This window comes from Streptomyces sp. NPDC126497 (genome assembly GCF_040302425.1).
GTDB lineage: Bacteria > Actinomycetota > Actinomycetes > Streptomycetales > Streptomycetaceae > Streptomyces.
The window spans coordinates 44424-62599 of sequence record NZ_JBEORT010000031.1 but is presented as its reverse complement, the minus strand read 5'-3'; the positions used below and the strand labels follow the sequence as shown (position 1 = coordinate 62599).

General features: G+C 73.1%; 14 protein-coding genes. 4 read left to right on the top strand and 10 right to left on the bottom strand.

Going from position 1 to position 18176, the window contains the following annotated elements; translation table 11 throughout:
- Positions 1-25 precede the first annotated feature (25 nt).
- From ABTY20_RS16100 to rsmI, 8 genes are all read right to left on the bottom strand, one after another.
- Positions 26-703 carry a helix-turn-helix transcriptional regulator gene (locus ABTY20_RS16100; protein ID WP_351997637.1) on the bottom strand — a complete coding sequence of 226 codons (678 nt, stop codon included), beginning with the start codon at positions 701-703 and terminating at the stop codon, positions 26-28.
- A gap of 206 nt (positions 704-909) precedes the next feature.
- Positions 910-2793 (bottom strand): outer membrane protein assembly factor BamB family protein, encoded by a 1884-nt coding sequence (locus ABTY20_RS16095; RefSeq protein WP_351997636.1) that lies wholly within the window; start codon positions 2791-2793, stop codon positions 910-912.
- A 66-nt stretch (positions 2794-2859) separates the two neighbouring features.
- Entirely contained in the window at positions 2860-4602 is a 1743-nt protein-coding gene (locus ABTY20_RS16090) for an outer membrane protein assembly factor BamB family protein (protein ID WP_351997635.1), read from the bottom strand.
- Between the two features lie 268 nt (positions 4603-4870).
- Complete coding sequence (locus ABTY20_RS16085) at positions 4871-6682, bottom strand: ABC-F family ATP-binding cassette domain-containing protein (RefSeq protein WP_351997634.1); 1812 nt, start codon at positions 6680-6682, stop codon at positions 4871-4873.
- Positions 6683-6896: 214 nt separating this feature from the next.
- On the bottom strand, positions 6897-7790 hold the full coding sequence (locus ABTY20_RS16080) for a 4-(cytidine 5'-diphospho)-2-C-methyl-D-erythritol kinase (RefSeq protein ID WP_351997633.1): 894 nt from the start codon (positions 7788-7790) through the stop codon (positions 6897-6899).
- On the bottom strand, positions 7787-8686 hold the full coding sequence (gene rsmA / locus ABTY20_RS16075; protein WP_351997632.1) for a 16S rRNA (adenine(1518)-N(6)/adenine(1519)-N(6))-dimethyltransferase RsmA: 900 nt from the start codon (positions 8684-8686) through the stop codon (positions 7787-7789). The genes ABTY20_RS16080 and rsmA overlap by 4 nt, the downstream gene beginning before the upstream one ends.
- Positions 8687-8732: 46 nt before the next feature.
- Positions 8733-9614 carry a TatD family hydrolase gene (locus ABTY20_RS16070; RefSeq protein WP_351997631.1) on the bottom strand — a complete coding sequence of 294 codons (882 nt, stop codon included), beginning with the start codon at positions 9612-9614 and terminating at the stop codon, positions 8733-8735.
- A 68-nt stretch (positions 9615-9682) separates the two neighbouring features.
- Positions 9683-10531 (bottom strand): 16S rRNA (cytidine(1402)-2'-O)-methyltransferase, encoded by an 849-nt coding sequence (gene rsmI / locus ABTY20_RS16065; RefSeq protein WP_351997630.1) that lies wholly within the window; start codon positions 10529-10531, stop codon positions 9683-9685.
- 85 nt (positions 10532-10616) lie between these two features.
- Between rsmI and ABTY20_RS16060 the strand changes: the two genes are divergently transcribed.
- Positions 10617-12392: a dolichyl-phosphate-mannose--protein mannosyltransferase gene (locus ABTY20_RS16060; protein ID WP_351997629.1), complete on the top strand. Its 1776-nt coding sequence runs from the start codon at positions 10617-10619 to the stop codon at positions 12390-12392.
- 103 nt (positions 12393-12495) lie between these two features.
- Here the strand turns inward: ABTY20_RS16060 and ABTY20_RS16055 are convergent, their stop codons facing one another.
- Positions 12496-12858, bottom strand: a complete 363-nt coding sequence (locus ABTY20_RS16055; protein WP_351997628.1) for a hypothetical protein — start codon at positions 12856-12858, stop codon at positions 12496-12498.
- Between the two features lie 243 nt (positions 12859-13101).
- On the opposite strand from ABTY20_RS16055, the gene ABTY20_RS16050 reads away from it, so the two are divergent.
- Complete coding sequence (locus ABTY20_RS16050) at positions 13102-14745, top strand: penicillin-binding transpeptidase domain-containing protein (protein ID WP_351997627.1); 1644 nt, start codon at positions 13102-13104, stop codon at positions 14743-14745.
- 105 nt (positions 14746-14850) lie between these two features.
- Complete coding sequence (locus ABTY20_RS16045; protein WP_351997626.1) at positions 14851-16518, top strand: penicillin-binding transpeptidase domain-containing protein; 1668 nt, start codon at positions 14851-14853, stop codon at positions 16516-16518.
- Between the two features lie 13 nt (positions 16519-16531).
- Here ABTY20_RS16045 and ABTY20_RS16040 read toward each other — a convergent pair whose 3' ends face one another.
- Positions 16532-16885 carry an SsgA family sporulation/cell division regulator gene (locus ABTY20_RS16040; RefSeq protein WP_351997625.1) on the bottom strand — a complete coding sequence of 118 codons (354 nt, stop codon included), beginning with the start codon at positions 16883-16885 and terminating at the stop codon, positions 16532-16534.
- 189 nt (positions 16886-17074) lie between these two features.
- Between ABTY20_RS16040 and ABTY20_RS16035 the strand changes: the two genes are divergently transcribed.
- On the top strand, positions 17075-18175 hold the full coding sequence (locus ABTY20_RS16035; protein ID WP_351997624.1) for an energy-coupling factor ABC transporter permease: 1101 nt from the start codon (positions 17075-17077) through the stop codon (positions 18173-18175).
- Position 18176: the final 1 nt, after the last annotated feature.

Below are 18176 nucleotides of genomic sequence, written 5' to 3'. Positions count from 1 at the left end.
GCCGCGCCGCGGGCACGGGGACCGGTCAGCCGCCCCCCACCGGCCCCACGCGGTCGAGCAGGCCCGTCCGGGCGGCCAGGGCCGCCGCCTCCAGGCGGGAGCCCACACCCAGTTTCATCAGCACCCGTTGGACGTGCGTCCGGGCCGTGGACGGCGCGATGCCCATGCCCGCCGCGATCAGCCGGGTGTCCTCCCCGTCGGCGACCCGCACCAGCACCTCCACCTCCCGGGGCGTCAGCATCCGCAGCAGCCGCGCACCCTCGTCATCCGGCTGCGCGGTGGGGTTCAGCAACTCCCCGAACGCCCCCTGCAACAGCTGCGGCGCCACCGCCGCCTCCCCCGCCCGCGCCTTCATGATCGCCCGCTCGACGCCCTCGATGCGCTCGTCGTGCCGCACGTATCCCGACGCCCCCGCCGCGAACGCCGCCGCGATGCCCCGCGGCGACGGCACCGGCCCCAGCACCACCACCGCCACCTGCGGCCGCTCCCGCTTGATCTTCACCACCGGATCGAACGCCCCCGCCTCCGCCGGCGCCGCCGTCCCCAGCAGACACACCTCGGGCGCCCTGCTGATCACCAGGTCCGCCGCGCCCACGGCCGGCGCAGCCGCCGCCAGCACCCGGTGCCCCCGCAGCTTCAGCGCCGAGGCCAGCGCCTCGGCGAGCAGTCGGTGGTCGTCGACCACCATCAGCCGCACTCCCATCGAACAACCAACCCCCCATAGAAGCGCACCCCCGGATGCCCCCGGAAGCTACACGCTTGTTCGACGTCGCGCTCCCCCTACCGGCGAGAATCGCCCCGGACCGCCGAAATTCTCGCACCGGACGGTGACGGGCGAAGGAGCCGCGACACGCCTGCGGCCCCGCCCCTGACCAGGGACGGGGCCGCGGGAACGCGGAAACCGGATGATCAGCTCGTACCGAAAGCGATCACCAGGTACTCCTTCTCGTCCGAAGCCGACGAGAAGTCACTGGCGTAGACACCGGACATGTACAGGCCGCCCCGGGAGAACAGGATCTCCGCGTACTCCGGGAGCATCCGCGACTCGACGTCCCGCACGGTCTCCGTGGCCGGGTTCTCCATCAGCGTCGTCTGCTTGAAGGTGCCCCCGTCGATGCTGACGACCTGCCCGCCCTTGTCGTACGGCGGACGCTTGTACGCCAGGACGTTGCCGCCGTCCATCCGCAGCGGGGTGATGGTGTAGCCGTCGCCCGCGTCGGCCCGCTGCCCGGTCTGCTTGCCGGTCGCCAGGTCGAAGGCGACGATCTCGTTGGTCTGGACGTACGACTCGCCGCTGCCCTCGTGCTCCTCGGTCGCGATGTACAGCCGGTCGTTGCCGACCGTCAGCCCGCTGCACTTCTCGAGCTTGTAGATGGCGTCGCAGCGGGCCGCGTACTCCTCGCCCGGCGCGGAGATGCGCGTGCGCAGCTTGCCGGTCTTGTTGTCGATGGAGAAGAAGTCCGAGATGCCGCTGCCGTCACCGGCGGAGTCGTTGACGTCGGCGGCGACGACCAGCGGGTCGGTGGAGACGACCGCGGCGTACTCGATGCCCTCGTCCATCTTGTACTCGGTGACCACCTTCCCGCTCTTCGGGTCGATGGTCTGGATGTGCAGCTGCCGCTGCTCGTACGAGCCGCACTTGCGCACCGCGACGAGCTTCGCGCCGCCGCCGTACCCGGAGTCGTAGCAGGAGTCGGACGTCTTGGGCGCCCACAGCTGCTTGCCGGAGGCGACCTCCCAGGCGGCGCCGCCGCTGGTGCTGCCCGCCGCGACGGTACCGCCGCTGATCGTGACGTTGTTGAAGCTGACCGGCATGGTGCCGGACTTGGCCGTCTTGGTCCACACCTCCTTGCCCGCCTCCAGGTCGATCACCGCGACCTGCGTGCAGGACTGCGGGTTCTTCTTGGTCGGCATGGCGGGCTTGAAGATGATCGCCGTCTTGTTGTCCTCGGTGGTCCGGCCGCTGCCCTCGCACACCGGTCCGGGCAGGTCGATCGTCCACTTCTCGGTGCCCTTGGTTCGGTCGTAGCCGACGATCTCGGCGATCCCGCTCTTGGCGTACACCGTGTCGGTCAGCCAGGAGCCGGCGGTGGAGATGCTCGTGACGTCCTTGGGGGTCCTGGGCGCGGGCACCTGGAACAGCACCTTGGAGCCGGTCTCCGCCGGGGCCTTCTCCCGGGCCTCCGAGGAGGTGCCCCCGGTGCCCCCGGCGCCGCCGTTCTTCCCGTCCTCGCCGCCGGTGCCACCGGATTCCGCGGTGGTCTTCCTGTCGTCGTCGTCCTTGCCGGTCGAGGACGCGTACCAGACACCGGCTCCGACGATCAGGGCGATGGCCGCGACCGCCGAGACGATGATGGCGATCTGCGCGTTGAACTTCTTCCCGCCACCGCCCCCCGGCTGCGGCTGCATCGGCATGGTCGGCGGCTGCGGGTACCCGTACCCGGGCTGCCCGTACGGCCCCGGCTGCTGCGGATACCCGTACGGCCCCGGCCCCGGCTGCGGCTGCCCCGGGTACCCGTACCCCGGGGCCGGCGGCTGCTGCGGGTACCCGTACCCGTACCCGGGCCCCTGCGGAGCCGGCGGCGGCGTCACCGGAGGCTGCGGAGCGGCCGGAGGAGCCTGCGGGGTCTGCGGATACCCGTACCCGGGCTCCGGAGCCTTGCTGAGGTCAGGCCCGCCGGGAGCGGACGACGGCTGCTGCGCGGGCGGCTGCTGGGGTGCTGGCGGCTGCTGGGGCGGCCCGAACCCCGGCTGCTGCGGAGGCTGCTGGGGCGGCGGAGGCGGCTGGGTCATGACGTGAGTACCTCGAGGAAGGGGGACGACGGAGGACGGGCGACGGGAAGGAGACGAGCCGCGACCTCACCTGCCGTAGGCGAGCATCAGCTTCTCCTTCGACTCGTCGTTCCCGGTCAGCCGTGTGGTCGAGAGGTAGAAGCGCCCGTCGGCCCAGTCGATCGACTTGCTGAAGAAGCCGTTCTCGATGTCCGCGACGCCCTGCGGGTTCTGCATCAGCCGGTCCGGCTTGTGGTCGCCGCCGCCGACCGGGATGGCCACGACCTGGCCGCCCGCGTCGTACGACGGCTCGACGTAGGCGATGAGCTTGCCGCCCTCGATCTTCACGGGCTGCATGGACTCCTCGGCGGGGGACTTGACCCGCCACCGCTCCTTGCCGTTGTCGAGACCGATGGCGACGATCTCGTTGGCCCCGGTGGTCGCCTCGGTGGGTAGGTAGAGGGTGTCGTCGTCGACGACGACGCCCTCGCAGCCCCCGAGGTCGCGCGCGAGGATGGCCCAGCCGCAGCCGGGGGCGAAGTCCTCGTCGACGGTGACCTCGGAGCGGAACTTCCCGCTGCCGCCGGTGAAGGCGGATATGTTCCAGGCCTTCTTGTCCTCGTTGGTGCTGTAGACGACCACCGGGTCGACGGAGTAGGCGCGCTCGATGCGCCACCCCTTGTCGAACTTCTGGGTCCACCTCACCTTGCCGGTCCTCGGGTCGAGTTCCCGGAGCTCGTCGTGCTCGTTGGTGCCGCCGGCGCCGCAGGACGCGACCTGGAGCAGCCGCTCACCGCCCGCGAAGGCGGCGGGGAAGCAGGGGGCGTCGCCGTACTTCTTCGCGTCGAACAGCTTCTTGCCGCTGGTCACGTCGTACGCCGTGCCGGACTGCGAGCGGCCCACCATCAGGGTGTCACCGGTGAGGGACAGCTCGATGGAGAGCACGGAGTCGAACAGCGCGCCGTCGGCGACCTCCTGCTTCCAGCCCTTCTCACCGGTGTCGAGGTCGACGAGCTGGAGCTGGTTGCACTTGGCGCGGTCGCTGCTGCCGCTCATGTGGGCGACGACGACCTTGTTGTCGGACGTCGTCTCCTGCGTGACCGCGCAGATCTTCTGCGGGAAGGCGAGGGTGTCCCAGGCGGGCTTCCCGTCGCCGACGTCGTAGGCGAAGATCTCCTTGTAGGCGGCCTTCACGGCCGTCTTGTCGGTGATCCACATGCCGGGGGCGTCGGCGCCGGAACCGGGGGCGTCGGGTGCCTCCTTGTACCAGAGCACCCTGGACTCACCGGCCCGGCGGCCCTCGTTGAGGTCCTCGGGGTCCTCGCCGCCGTCGCCGCTGCCGTCGCCCGGGTTGACCGGGGCGCCGGAACTGCCCCTCGGCTCGGGGTCGTCGGTCTGCCGGGAGACGGGCTTCCTGTCCTTCTCGCCGTCACCGCCGGAGACGGCCCACACCGTGCCGCCGACCACCAGCAGCGCGGTCACGGCGGCACCGATGATCATGGCGGTCTTGCCCTTGAAGGGGTTGCGGGAGCCGGACCCGCCGGGCGGCGTGCCGGGCGCCCCGGGGAACTGCGGCTGCGGCGGGTATCCGTACCCGGGCTGCCCGTAGGGCCCCGGCTGCTGCGGCAGGCCGTAGGGTCCGGAGGCGTACGGCCCGGAGCCGTACGGTCCCGGCTGCTGCGGAGGGCCGTATCCGGGCTGCGGCGCACCGGCCGGCGGGCCCTGCGGGGGCGGAGGGGGGGTCTGCGGAGGCCCGAAACCACCTCCCGGCGGCGGATCCTGCGGTGCTCCGAAGCCACCCTGCGGCGGCTGGTCGGGCGGCTGAGTCATCAGCGCGTTCCCCCTTACTCACTGATTTCTAGCCACGCCCTGAGGGACGCGATGAACCCAGAGTCGTATGCAGACGTTTCTCAGACTGGCCCCTTTGTATCACCCGGTACCGACACGCCACCGGGCCGCGTCCTCCCCTGTTCCCAAGGGAGAACCGGCCCGTGATGCCCCTGTTACGCGCAGGGGGCCCGGGGGGGGGATCCCCCCGGGAAAGCACGGCGCGCCGCCTTCACGCCACGCGCCCCCGGTGCGCGGACGGCGGGACGGCTCAGGCGTCCTCGGCCAGTTCCAGCCAGCGCAGCTCCAGTTCGTCCCGCTGTCCGGCCAGTTCCCGCAGTTCGGCGTCGAGTTCGGCCACCTTCGCGAAGTCGGTGGCGTGCTCGGCGATGGCGGCGTGCAGCTTGGTCTCCTTCTCGGAGACCTTGTCGAGCTGGCGCTCGATCCTCTGCAGCTCCTTCTTGGCGGCGCGCTGGTCGGCGGCGCTGCGCTCCGGGGCGGAGCCCTGGGGCACGGCGGCCGCGGCGGAGGTCACGGCGGCGGCCTCCTCCATCCGCTTGCGCCGCTCCAGGTACTCGTCGATGCCGCGCGGCAGCATCCGCAGGGTGCCGTCGCCGAGGAGGGCGAACACCCGGTCGGTGGTGCGCTCGACGAAGAACCGGTCGTGGGAGATGACGATCATCGAGCCGGGCCAGCCGTCGAGGACGTCCTCGAGCTGGGTGAGGGTCTCGATGTCGAGGTCGTTGGTGGGCTCGTCGAGGAAGAGGACGTTGGGCTCGTCCATCAGCAGCCGCAGCAGCTGCAGCCGCCGCCGCTCACCGCCGGACAGGTCCCCGACCGGCGTCCACTGCTTCTCCTTGCCGAACCCGAACGTCTCGCACAGCTGCCCGGCGGTCATCTCGCGCCCCTTGCCGAGGTCGACGCGCTCGCGTACCTGTTGCACGGCCTGCAGCACCCGCCAGGTGGGGTCGAGTTCGGCGACCTCCTGGGAGAGGTAGGCGAGCCTGACCGTCTTGCCGACGCGGATGCGGCCCCCCGCGGGCTGCGCCTCCCCCTCGCTCCGGGCCGCCTCGGCGAGCGCCCGCAGCAGGGACGTCTTGCCCGCCCCGTTGACCCCGACCAGACCGATGCGGTCGCCGGGTCCGAGCTGCCAGGTGACGTGCTCGAGCAGCACCTTGGGCCCGGCCTGGACGGTGACGTCCTCCAGGTCGAACACCGTCTTGCCGAGCCGTGAGGAGGCGAACTTCATCAGCTCGCTGCTGTCGCGCGGCGGGGGGACGTCCCTGATCAGCTCGTTGGCGGCCTCCACGCGGAAGCGCGGCTTGGACGTCCGCGCGGGGGCGCCGCGCCGCAGCCAGGCCAGCTCCTTGCGGACCAGGTTCTGCCGCTTGGCCTCCTCGGTGGCGGCGATGCGCTCGCGCTCCGCGCGGGCGAAGACGTAGTCGGAGTAGCCGCCCTCGTACTCGTACACGTCGCCGCGCTGCACGTCCCACATGCGGGTGCAGACCTGGTCGAGGAACCAGCGGTCGTGGGTGACGCAGACGAGCGCGGACCGGCGTTCGCGCAGGTGCCGGGCGAGCCAGGCGATGCCCTCGACGTCGAGGTGGTTGGTCGGCTCGTCCAGGACGATCAGGTCCTGCTCCTCGATGAGCAGCTTGGCGAGCGCGATGCGCCGCCGCTCACCGCCGGACAGCGGCCCGATGACCGTGTCCAGGCCCTTGGGGAACCCCGGCAGGTCGAGTCCGCCGAACAGCCCGGTCAGTACGTCCCTGACCTTGGCGTTCCCGGCCCACTCGTGGTCGGCCATGTCCCCGATGACCTCGTGCCGCACGGTGGCGGCCGGGTCGAGGGAGTCGTGCTGGGTGAGCACCCCGAGCCGCAGCCCGCCGGAGTGCGTCACCCGCCCGGTGTCGGCCTCCTCCAGCTTGGCGAGCATCCGGATGAGGGTGGTCTTGCCGTCCCCGTTGCGCCCCACGACCCCGATCCGGTCCCCCTCGGAGACGCCGAGGGAGATCCCGTCGAGCAACGCACGCGTGCCGTACACCTTGCCGACGTTCTCGACATTGACCAGATTGACGGCCATTTCTCTCCTGCCCGGTGGATCGATCAGCCTTCAAGCGTAGGGCCTTCCGGGCGGCGGTCGGCGCGCCGGGAGATCGTCACTCTCCGTGATGGCGTGATCGGAGGCGGACGGCTGCCGCAGGGGGCGGGCAGCGGGGCCCCGTCCACGGGAGGAACCATGAAGCCTTCCTCCGTCGACATCGAACCGATCGCGGTCGGAGCGCGGCCCCGACCCCTCAGACGACCGTCGCCCCGGGCACCGGCCCCGACGCCGTGCGCACGTCGCGGCAGGTGCCGGAGGCCCGCAGTGCGCCCGCGATCCCCTCCGCCGCCTCCGCGTCCCGGGCGAGGAACGCCGTGGTCGGTCCCGACCCCGACACCAGCGAGGCCAGCGCTCCCGCCGCGCGCCCCGCCGCGAGCGTGTCCGCCAGCTCGGGGAAGAGCGACAGCGCCGCCGGCTGGAGGTCGTTGGAGACGGTGGCGGCGAGCGCGTCGGCGTCGCCCTCGGCCAGGGCGTCGAGCAGTTCCCGCGAGGCGACCGGCTCCGGAATCTCCCGTCCCTCCCCCAGCCGGTCGAACTCCCGGAACACCGCCGGCGTGGACAGCCCCCGCGGGGCCATCGCGAACACCCAGTGGAAGGTTCCGCCGACCTCCAGCCCCGTCAGCCTCTCGCCCCGCCCGGTGCCCAGCGCCGCCCCTCCCACCAGGCTGAACGGCACGTCGCTGCCCAGCTCGGCGCAGATGTCGAGGAGCTCCTCGCGCGAGGCGCCCGTCCCCCACAGCGTGTCGCACGCGAGCAGCGCCCCCGCGCCGTCCGCGCTGCCGCCCGCCATGCCGCCGGCGACGGGGATGTCCTTGGCGATGTGGACGTGGACGTCCGGGTCCCGGCCGTACCGCTCGGCGAGCAGCAGGGCCGCGCGGGCGGCGAGGTTCGTGCGGTCCAGCGGGACCTGGGCGGCGTCGGGACCGGCGCAGGTCACCCGCAGCTCGTCGGCCGCCGTGACGGTGACCTCGTCGTACAGCCCCACCGCGAGGAAGACGTTGGCCAGGTCGTGGAAGCCGTCGGGGCGGGCCGCGCCGACCGCGAGCTGGACGTTGACCTTGGCGGGGACGCGGACGGTGACGCTCACTGCCGGCCCTGCTCCTTGTTCTCGGCGTTCCCGGCGTTCCCGGCGTTCTCGGCGATGCGCGCGAACTCCTCGACGGTCAGGGACTCCCCGCGGGCCTGCGGCGAGACCCCCGCCGCGACCAGGGCGGCCTCCGCCGCGGCCGCCGATCCCGCCCACCCGGCGAGCGCCGCGCGCAGCGTCTTGCGGCGCTGGGCGAAGGCGGCGTCGACGACGGCGAACACCTCGCGCCGGGAGGCGGTGGTCTTCGGCGGCTCCGCGCGGCGGACCAGTGAGACCAGCCCGCTGTCGACGTTCGGCGCGGGCCAGAAGACGTTCCGTCCGATGGCCCCGGCCCGCTTGACCTCCGCGTACCAGTTGGCCTTGACCGAGGGCACGCCGTACACCTTCGAGCCGGGTGCGGCGGCGAGCCGGTCGGCGACCTCCGACTGGACCATGACCAGGGTGCGCTCGATGCTCGGGAAGTTCTCGAGCATGTGCAGCAGCACCGGGACGGCCACGTTGTAGGGCAGGTTGGCGACCAGCGCGGTCGGGGCGGGCCCCGGCAGCTCGGTGACGTGCATCGCGTCGGAGTGGACCAGCGCGAACCGCCCGGCGCGCCCGGGCATGCGGGCGGCGACGGTGGCGGGCAGCGCGGCGGCGAGGACGTCGTCGATCTCGACGGCGGTGACCCGGTCAGCGGCCTCGAGGAGCGCCAGCGTGAGCGAGCCGAGCCCCGGCCCGACCTCGACGACCACGTCGTCGGGGCGGACTCCGGCGGTGCGCACGATACGGCGCACCGTGTTGGCGTCGATGACGAAGTTCTGGCCGCGCTGCTTGGTGGGCCGTACGCCGAGGGCGGCCGCCAGTTCGCGGACGTCGGCGGGGCCCAGGAGGGCGTCGGGGGTGGGGCTGGTCACGGGACAAGGGTACGGGGCGGCCGGGGCCGTCCCGGCCGCGGAGACCTCAGTACCCGAAGGCGCGGGCCGTGTTCGCCCCGAGGGCGGTGGCCAGGGTGTCCTCGTCGACGCCCCGTACGGCCGCCATGGCGCGCACGGTCACCGGCACCAGGTAGGGGGCGTTGGGGCGCCCGCGGTACGGCGCCGGGGTCAGGAACGGCGCGTCGGTCTCCACCAGGACCAGTTCCAGCGGGGCCACGGCGAGCGCGTCCCGCAGGTTCTGCGCGTTCTTGAAGGTGACGTTGCCGGCGAACGACATGTAGTACCCGGCGCCCGCGCAGATCTCCGCCATCTCGGCGTCCCCGGAGTAGCAGTGGAAGACGGTGCGCTCGGGGGCGCCCTCCTCCTTCAGCACGCGCAGGACGTCGGCGTGGGCGTCGCGGTCGTGGATGACGAGGGTCTTGCCGTGGCGCTTGGCGATCTCGATGTGGGCGCGGAAGGACCGCTCCTGCGCCTCCTTGCCCTCCTCGCCGGTGCGGAAGTAGTCCAGGCCCGTCTCGCCGACGCCCCTGACCTGGGGCAGCGCGGCCAGCCGGTCGATCTCGGCGAGCGCCTCGTCCAGTCCCGCGTCCCCGCCGGGCGTGCGGGCGCCCTGCCGGGACCAGCCGTCGGGGTCCCCGTGGACGATCCGCGGGGCCTCGTTGGGGTGCAGCGCGACCGTCGCGTGGACGGCGTCGTACGCGGCCGCCGTCTCCGCCGCCCAGCGGGACCCCCGGAGGTCGCAGCCGACCTGCACCACCGTCGTCACGCCCACCGACGCGGCCTTGGCGAGGGCCTCCTCCACGGTGCCGGACTGCATGTCGAGGTGGGTGTGCGAGTCCGCGACCGGCACCCGCAGGGGCTCCGGGAGCGGCGGGGCGGCGTTCTTGTCGGGGGCGTTCGAAGGCATGCCCCGATCCTACGGAAGCGGCGCGGGCGCCGGTCTGCCCGGAGGCCGTGGTGCGCCCCCGGAGCCGGTCACGCCTCCGCGTTCTTCGCGGCCACCACCGCGTCGAACACCTGCCGCTTCGGGAGCCCCGCCTCGGCCGCCACCGCCGCGATCGCCTCCTTGCGCCGCTCCCCGGCGTCCTCCCGCACCCGCACCCGCCGCACCAGCTCGGCCGCGTCGGTCTCCTCGGCCCCCTTCTCCGGCGCCCCGTCGACCACCACCGTGATCTCCCCGCGCACGCCTTCCGCCGCCCACGCGGCCAGCTCCGCCAGCGGACCGCGTCTGACCTCCTCGTACGTCTTGGTCAGCTCCCGGCAGACGGCGGCCCGCCGCTCCCCGCCGAACACCTCCGCCATCGCGGCGAGGGTGTCGTCGAGCCGGTGCGGGGCCTCGAAGTAGACGAGGGTGCGCCGCTCCTGGGCCACCTCCCGCAGCCGCCCCAGCCGTTCCCCCGCCTTGCGGGGCAGGAACCCCTCGAAGCAGAAGCGGTCCACGGGCAGCCCGGACAGGGCGAGCGCGGTGAGCACCGCGGACGGCCCCGGCACGGCGGTGACCTTGATGCCCCGTTCGACGGCCGCGGCGACCAGCCGGTATCCGGGGTCGGACACGGACGGCATCCCCGCGTCCGTCACCAGCAGCACGCGTGCGCCGCCCGCCAGCTCCTCGACCAGCTCGGGCGTGCGGGCGGACTCGTTGCCCTCGAAGTACGACACGATCCGCCCCCCGGGGGTGACGCCGAGCGCCTGGGTGAGCCGGCGCAGCCGCCGCGTGTCCTCGGCGGCGACGAGGTCGGCGCCCGCGAGTTCCTCCGCGAGCCGGGGCGGGGCGTCGGAGACGTCGCCGATGGGGGTGCCTGCGAGTACGAGGATTCCGGTCACCGCTCCATCCTCCCAGTACCGGACGCGGCCGGGGCATACCGGCCATGCGCGGGACTCGCACAGCGCCGTTCCCTACGATGGCGCGGTGACCAGTACCGCGTCCTCCACGGACATCCGGCAGGACCCGCCGCCGCACGAAGAGCGGCCGTCGTGGCAGCAGCGGCTGCGCCGTTTCGGCTACCCGGCGCCGGGCCGTGCCAGAGACGACGGCCCCGAGGCCGAGGTCCGCGAGGGCGACGTCCGTGACCGGCTGGTGCCGCCGTACGCGGAGCCGTCGAAGCGGCTGTGGGACACGCTCGGGGTGCCGCCGGTTCTCGCCGGGCGCATCACCCGCTGGTCGGGGTGGGGCGGCCCGCTCCTGGTCACGCTGCTGGCGGGGGTGCTCCGGTTCTGGAACCTGGGCAGCCCGAAGGCGGTGATATTCGACGAGACGTACTACGCCAAGGACGCGTGGGCTCTGGTCCACCGCGGGTTCGAGGTCAACTGGGAGAAGAACGCCAACGATCTGATCCTCTCGGGCGGTCCGGTCCCGATCCCGACGGACGCGGCGTACGTCGTGCACCCGCCGGTCGGCAAGTACGTGATCGGGCTGGGCGAGCTGATGTTCGGCTTCGACCCGTTCGGCTGGCGGTTCATGACGGCCCTGCTCGGCACGGTCTCCGTGCTGATGCTGTGCCGGATCGGCCGGCGGCTGTTCCGCTCCACGTTCCTCGGCTGTCTCGCGGGCGCGCTGATGGCGGTGGACGGACTGCACTTCGTGATGAGCCGGACCTCGCTGCTCGACGGCGTGCTGATGTTCTTCGTGCTGGCGGCGTTCGGCTGTCTGCTGGTCGACCGGGACCGGGCGCGGGAGAGGCTCGCCGCCGCGCTGCCGACGGACCCCGACGGCCGGGTCCGCCCGGACGCGCACACCGCCGAGCACACCCGGATCGGCTTCCGCCCCTGGCGGCTGGCGGCGGGCCTGATGCTGGGGCTGGCGATCGGCACGAAGTGGAACGGCCTGTACGTCATGGCCGCGTTCTGCGTGATGGCGGTGCTGTGGGACGTCGGCGCGCGCCGGGTGGCGGGCGCGCGCCGGCCCCGCCGCGCGGTCCTGAGGCGCGACCTGGGGTGGGCGTTCCTGTCGACCGTCCCGGTGGCGGTGGTCACCTACTTCGCCTCCTGGATCGGCTGGATCCTCTCCCCGGCCGACGGCACCGGCGGCTACTACCGCGACTGGGCCGCGAAGGACGGCGCGGACAGCGCCTGGTCGTGGCTGCTGCCCGACTGGTGGCGCAGCCTGTGGCACTACGAGAACCAGGTCTACGACTTCCACGTCGGCCTGTCCTCGCCGCACCCCTACGAGTCCAACCCGTGGAGCTGGATCGTCGCCGGCCGCCCGGTCTCCTACTTCTACGAGTCCCCGGCCCCCGGCACGGACGGCTGCCCGGTGGACGCGGCCGAGAAGTGCGCCCACGAGGTGCTGGCCCTCGGCACCCCGATGCTGTGGTGGACGGCCTGCTTCGCGATCCTCTACGTCCTGTGGCGCTGGCTGCTGCGCCGCGACTGGCGGGCCGGGGCGATCGCCTGCGGCATCGCGGCCGGTTACGCCCCCTGGTTCCTCTACCAGGAGCGCACGATCTTCTACTTCTACGCCGTCGTCTTCCTGCCCTTCCTCTGCCTGGCCGTGGCGATGCTCCTGGGCGCCCTGGTCGGCCCGCCCCGCTCCACCGAGGCCCGCCGGGTCGCGGGCGCGACGGCCGCGGGCGTCCTGACCCTGCTGATCGTCTGGAACTTCATCTACTTCTGGCCGATCTACACCGGCACCCCGATCCCCATCGAGGACTGGCGGGCGCGGATGTGGCTGGACACCTGGGTCTAGCCGGCGGACGTCCCGCGGGGTGCGGCGGAGTGCCGTGCCCCCGTGGTCGTCGCCGGTCGCCGGCAGCCGTCCGGCCGGTGGGGTGCTCCGTGTCCGTTCCCGCTCAGCCGGCGGCCAGGGCGCGCCACTTGTCCCCGTGCATCACAGGCGTCACCACGACGGCCCGGAAAGGCCCCGGGGCGTGGAAGGTGATCACCAGCTCACCCGGCCCGTCACCGTCCCGCACCCCGGCGATCCGGGAGCGGGAGGTCCGCCGGCCGCCGTCCGGGACCGTGAGTTCCGAGTTGGCCTTGAAGTGCACGTGGTCGTCGTGGACCTCCAGCACACCCGCGACCCCCTGGCCGGTTCCGGACGCCTCGTAAGCGGTGGCGTCGGCGACCAGGGCCCGTCCGGAGTTCACCGCGTCGACGATGCGCTCGATCCGGGCGTTGGCCCTGCGACTGTGCCACCAACCGCGCACTCCCACCCGGTTCTCCGTCCTCTTCTCGCCCGATGTGCCCCGGCAGTGTGCCTCACCGGGGTGACCGGCCGGTACGGCGGCCCCCGCGCCCGCCGGTCACCGCACCGGCCGCGGCCGGACCGGTCTCTGTTCGGACAACAAACGGAAACAGCCGTCCCGGTCGGCGCCCGCCGTGCATAGAGTGCTGACCCACCGGGCTTTTTGAACGCGTTCATAAGATGCGGGGGTCCGGCGGAGGGGGAGCGTCCCATGGGCAAGGGGGTCAAGGCCGCCGTCATCGGTGGGGTGTTCGCGGTGATGCTGGGCGGGGCCGGGTACGGCGCCTACAACATCGTGTCCGCCGTGAGCGGTGACGGGGGGAGCGGCTCGAGCGCCGCGGGGACGGCGAGGACCGGACCGCCGGACGCGGGGGAGGTCGAGGCGGCCGTCGAGGGCTTCTTCGCGGCCTGGGAGAAGGGGGAGGCCGCGCGGGCGGCGTCGTACACGAACAACGCGCAGGAGGCCGGCGCGCTGCTGACGGCGTACGGCGACGACGCCCGCGTGGGGGACGTCGAGATAACGCCCGGCACGGCCGCCGGCGCCACCGTGCCGTTCACGGTGAGGGCGACCGTCTCGTACGACGGGAAGTCGAAGGCGCTGCGTTACAGGAGCGAGCTGACCGTCGTGCGCGGGAGGACCACCGGGCGGGCGCTGGTCGACTGGCGGCCGTCCGTCGTCCATCCGGATCTGCGGGAGGGCGACACCCTCGTCACCGAGGAGTCCGCGCAGCCGCCCATCGAGGCGGTGGACCGCGACGGCACGGTGCTGACGAAGGAGGAGTACCCCTCGCTCGGGCCGGTCCTGGACACCCTGCGCCGGAAGTACGGCGAGCAGGCGGGCGGCTCGCCCGGTGTCGAGCTGGTGATCAGGCACACCGGGGGGAGCACGGACGCGGCCGCCGACACCCCGCTGCTCACCCTCGCCGAGGGCAGGCCGGGCAGGCTGCGCACCACCCTCAGCGCCGGAGTGCAGGCCGCGGCCGAGAAGGCGGTGCGGCAGTACGCCGAGTCGTCGGTGGTGGCGGTCAGGCCGAGCACCGGTGAGGTGCTGGCGGTGGCCAACCACCGCGACGACGGGTTCAACGCGGCCTTCCAGGGCCAGGTCGCCCCCGGCTCCACCATGAAGATCATCACCGCTGCCATGCTCATCGACAACGGCGTGACCTCGATGAACGAACCGGCGCCCTGCCCGCCCACCGCGACCTGGCAGAGCCAGACCTTCAAGAACCTCCCCGGCATGGAGCCGAACGAGGGCGCCAGCCTCGCCGACAGCTTCCTGCGCTCCTGCAACACGGCCTTCATCAAGCTCGTCGACGAGGAGCCGCTCGACGACGCCTCGCTCACCCGGGAGGCGCAGGAGCGGTTCGGCCTCGGCCGCGACGACTGGACGACCGGTATCCCCTCCTTCGACGGCAGCGTCCCCGCCGTCGCCGGCCCGGACCGCGCGGCGAACGCCATCGGCCAGGGCCGGGTGCAGATGAACCCGCTGACCATGGCCTCCGTGACGGCCACCGCGATCACCGGCGCCTTCCGCCAGCCGTACCTGGTCTCCCCCGACCTCGACGGCCGGCAGCCGGCGCGGGCGAAGGGGCTCCCGGCGGGCACCGCCGCCCAGCTCACGCAGATGATGCGGCTCACCGCCACCCGGGGCACCGCACGGGAGGCCATGTCCGGGCTCGGCGGCGACATCGGCGCGAAGACCGGTTCCGCCGAGGTCGACGGCGGCGCCACCTCCGACAGCTGGTTCACCGGCTTCCGGAACGACGTGGCGGCGGCCGCCATGGCCCAGCAGGGCGGCCACGGCGGCGACGCGGCCGGGCCGATTGTCGCAGCCGTGCTACGAGCGGGCGGCTGATCGCGCCGGGCTCCGGCCGGGGCTCTAGGGTGGTGGCCGTCGTGGGCACACGTGAGCGCCCCGAGGGCCACGGGTGCCCGGCGGACAGCGGAGGAACGGAAAGCAGTGGAGAACAGAAGGAACGCCGCCGGACGGCGGAGGACGAGACCCGCCGTGCTCGGCGCAGTGGTCGCCGTGGTCGTCGGCGGCGCCGGGTTCGGCGCCTACGCGCTGCTCGGCGGCGGTGCCGCCGCCGAGGACGGTGCCCGTACGACCTCCGCGGCCGAGGACGTCAGGACCGGACCGCTGTCCGCCGCCGAGGTCACCTCCACGGCCGAGCGCTTCCTCACCGCCTGGCAGTCCGGGAAGGTGCGCGAGGCCGCCGCCGCCACCGACGACCCCGAGGCCGCGACCGCCCTGCTCACCGCCTACGCCGAGGACGCCCGGATCAAGGACCTCACCCTCACCGCCGGCACCCGCGCCGGCGGCAGGGTCCCCTTCACCGTCAAGGGCACCGTGTCCCACGAGGGCGCCGGCAAGCCGCTGGCGTACGACAGCGCGCTGACCGTGGTGCGCCGGGCCGGGGACGGAGAGCCGCGGGTGGCCTGGCGGCCGGCCGTCGTGCACCCCGAGCTCAAGGACGGCGACAGGCTGGTCACCGGCGAGGCGGGCACCCCGCCCGTCAAGGCGCTCGACCGGGACGGCGACGAGCTGACCACCGCCGCGTACCCGTCCCTGGGGACGGTGCTGGACGGGCTGCGCGAGAAGTACGGCGAGAAGGCCGGCGGCAAGGCCGGCGTCGAGCTGCGGATCATACGCGGCAAGGCGTCGAAGAAGGCCGAACTGTCCGACAGGACGCTGCTGGAGCTGAGCGAGGGCACGCCCGGCACGGTGCGGACCACGCTGGACCCGTCCCTGCAGGCCGCCGCCGAGGCGCAGGTGGCGAAGAAGCAGGGGGCGTCGGTGGTGGTGCTGCGGCCGTCGACCGGCGAGATCCTGGCGGTGGCCAACTCCTCGCACGGCTTCAACACCGCGTTCCAGGGTGCGCTCGCGCCGGGCTCCACGATGAAGGTGATCACCTCCTCGCTGCTGATCGAGAAGGGCCTCGCCTCGATGGACGAGAAGCACCCGTGCCCGAAGTACTTCAGCTACGGCGGCTGGAAGTTCCAGAACGACGACAAGTTCCAGATCAAGGACGGCACCTTCAAGGCGAGCTTCGCCCGTTCCTGCAACACGGCCTTCATCAGCCAGGCGCCCGAGCTGGAGGACGACGACCTGACCGAGCAGGCCCAGCAGGTGTTCGGGCTGGGGAGGAACGACTGGCAGGTCGGCGTACCGACCTTCGACGGCTCGGTGCCGGTGCAGTCGAAGGCCCCGATGGCGGCCTCCCTGATCGGCCAGGGCGGGGTGCGGATGAACCCGCTGAACATGGCGTCGGTGTCGGCGACGGTCCAGTCGGGCGTCTTCCGGCAGCCGTACCTGGTCTCCCCCGACCTCGACGGACGGAAGCTGGCGACGGCCTCGCGCACCCTGTCGGCCGGCACGCTGGCGCAGCTGCGGGAGCTGATGTCGTACACCGCCTCCTACGGCACGGCCGCGGAGGCGATGGCGGGGGTGAGCGGTGCCCGGGGCGCCAAGACCGGGTCGGCCGAGGTCGACGGGCAGAAGAAGCCCAACGGCTGGTTCACCGCGTACCGCGGGGACCTGGCGGCCGCGGGCGTGGTCCAGAAGGGCGGCCACGGCGGCTCCACGGCCGGACCGATCGTGGCGGCGCTGCTGAGCAGCGGCGGCTGAGCCGTCCGGACGGTCAGTGCGGCACGGGTTCGGCGGCGGCGTGGGTCCGCCGCAGGAACCGCGTCAGGGTCTTCGTCTCGAACTGCACCACCGACACGCCCCGCGCGGTGTGGAACTCGACCACGGTCTGGACGCGGCCGCACGGCCACACCCGTATCTCGCCCCGGCCCGCGGGGGCGCGCAGCCCCCGCTCCAGGAGGTCCCGCTCGACGGCCCACTCGCGGGGCGCGGCGCCCGGAAGCGCCACGCGGACGCAGTGGGGGTCCCGGTCGGGGTCGTAGCGCAGCACCACGGGTACCGCTCCGCGGTCCTCCTCCAGCACGTCGGTGACGATGTGGGCGGGCGCGTACTGCTCTACTGCGGACATCGGGGGCCCCTTACGCTGAGCCGATCTACGTGAAGGCGTGCACTTCGTCTACCCGCCCCCCCGCTCCATCGTGCACCGGATCCGGAATTCGCGCGTCCGAGAGGCGCATATCACAGCCGAGCTGTGCGTGAGGTAAAACAATCGGCTCGCTCTTGCGCAGGGTTTGCAACAGACCACATCATCAAGTCCGTGCACGCACCTGACGGATTCATCAACGCCCCCGTGTCCGCCGTCGTCGCAGTGGCCGCGGCCGGCGCGATCGCCGTGAGCCTGCGCGGCGCCCGCCGTGAGCTGGAGGGCGCCTCCCTCCCGGGTGCGGCCGGGAGCGGGGGAGAGCGGACCGCGCCGCTGGCCGGACTGGTGGCGGCGTTCATCTTCGCCGTGCAGATGCTGAACTTCCCCGTCGCGGCGGGGACCAGCGGCCACCTGCTCGGCGGCGCCCTCGCCGCGATCCTGGTGGGCCCCTTCACCGGCGTCCTGTGCGTCTCCGTCGTCCTGCTGATGCAGGCCGTCCTCTTCGCCGACGGCGGACTGACCGCGCTCGGCGTGAACGTCACCACCATGGCGATCACCACGACGGTCGTCGCGTACGCGCTCTTCCGCGGCCTGGTGAAGGTGCTGCCGCGCACCCGCCGCTCGGTGACCGCCGCCTCCTTCGTCGCCGCCCTGGTCTCCGTCCCGGCCTCCGCCGTCGTCTTCACGCTGCTCTACGCGGTCGGCGGCACCACCGACGTCTCGATCGGCAAGGTCGCCACCGCCATGGTGGGCGTGCACGTCCTCATCGGTCTCGGCGAGGCCGTGATCACCGCCCTGACCGTCGGCGCCGTCGTCGCCGTCCGCCCGGACCTGGTGTACGGGGCACGCGGCCTGACCCAAAAGCTCAAGCTGCGGGTGAACGGCGAGCTGGTCGACGCCCCGGGCACCGCGGAGCCGGAGCCCGTCCCGGCCGCCGCCCGCTCCCGGCGCGGGGTCTGGATCACCGGCCTGGTGACCTCCCTGGTCCTCGCCGGTTTCGTCAGCTTCTACGCCTCCGCGGACCCGGACGGCCTGGAGAAGGTCGCCGGCGACCACGGCATCGACGAGAAGGCGCGGGAGCACGCGATCGCCGGCTCCCCGCTGGCCGACTACGGCGTCGAGGACGTCGACGACGCCCGCCTCTCGGGCGGTCTCGCCGGTGTGATCGGCGTGGGCGTGACGGTCGTGGCGGGCACGGGGGTGTTCTGGGCGGTCCGCAGGCGCCGCACGGAGGACACGGCCGACGCCGCCTCGCCCAGCGGCACGGGCGTCTGAG

Bases quoted from the DNA above. Each gene is read 5' to 3' on its own strand.
- ABTY20_RS16100 (WP_351997637.1), bottom strand. From the start codon at position 703: ATGGGAGTGCGGCTGATGGTGGTCGACGACCACCGACTGCTCGCCGAG.
- ABTY20_RS16095 (WP_351997636.1), bottom strand. From the start codon at position 2,793: ATGACCCAGCCGCCTCCGCCGCCCCAGCAGCCTCCGCAGCAGCCGGGG.
- ABTY20_RS16090 (WP_351997635.1), bottom strand. From the start codon at position 4,602: ATGACTCAGCCGCCCGACCAGCCGCCGCAGGGTGGCTTCGGAGCACCG.
- ABTY20_RS16085 (WP_351997634.1), bottom strand. From the start codon at position 6,682: ATGGCCGTCAATCTGGTCAATGTCGAGAACGTCGGCAAGGTGTACGGC.
- ABTY20_RS16070 (WP_351997631.1), bottom strand. From the start codon at position 9,614: ATGCCTTCGAACGCCCCCGACAAGAACGCCGCCCCGCCGCTCCCGGAG.
- ABTY20_RS16050 (WP_351997627.1), top strand. From the start codon at position 13,102: ATGGGCAAGGGGGTCAAGGCCGCCGTCATCGGTGGGGTGTTCGCGGTG.
- ABTY20_RS16040 (WP_351997625.1), bottom strand. From the start codon at position 16,885: ATGTCCGCAGTAGAGCAGTACGCGCCCGCCCACATCGTCACCGACGTG.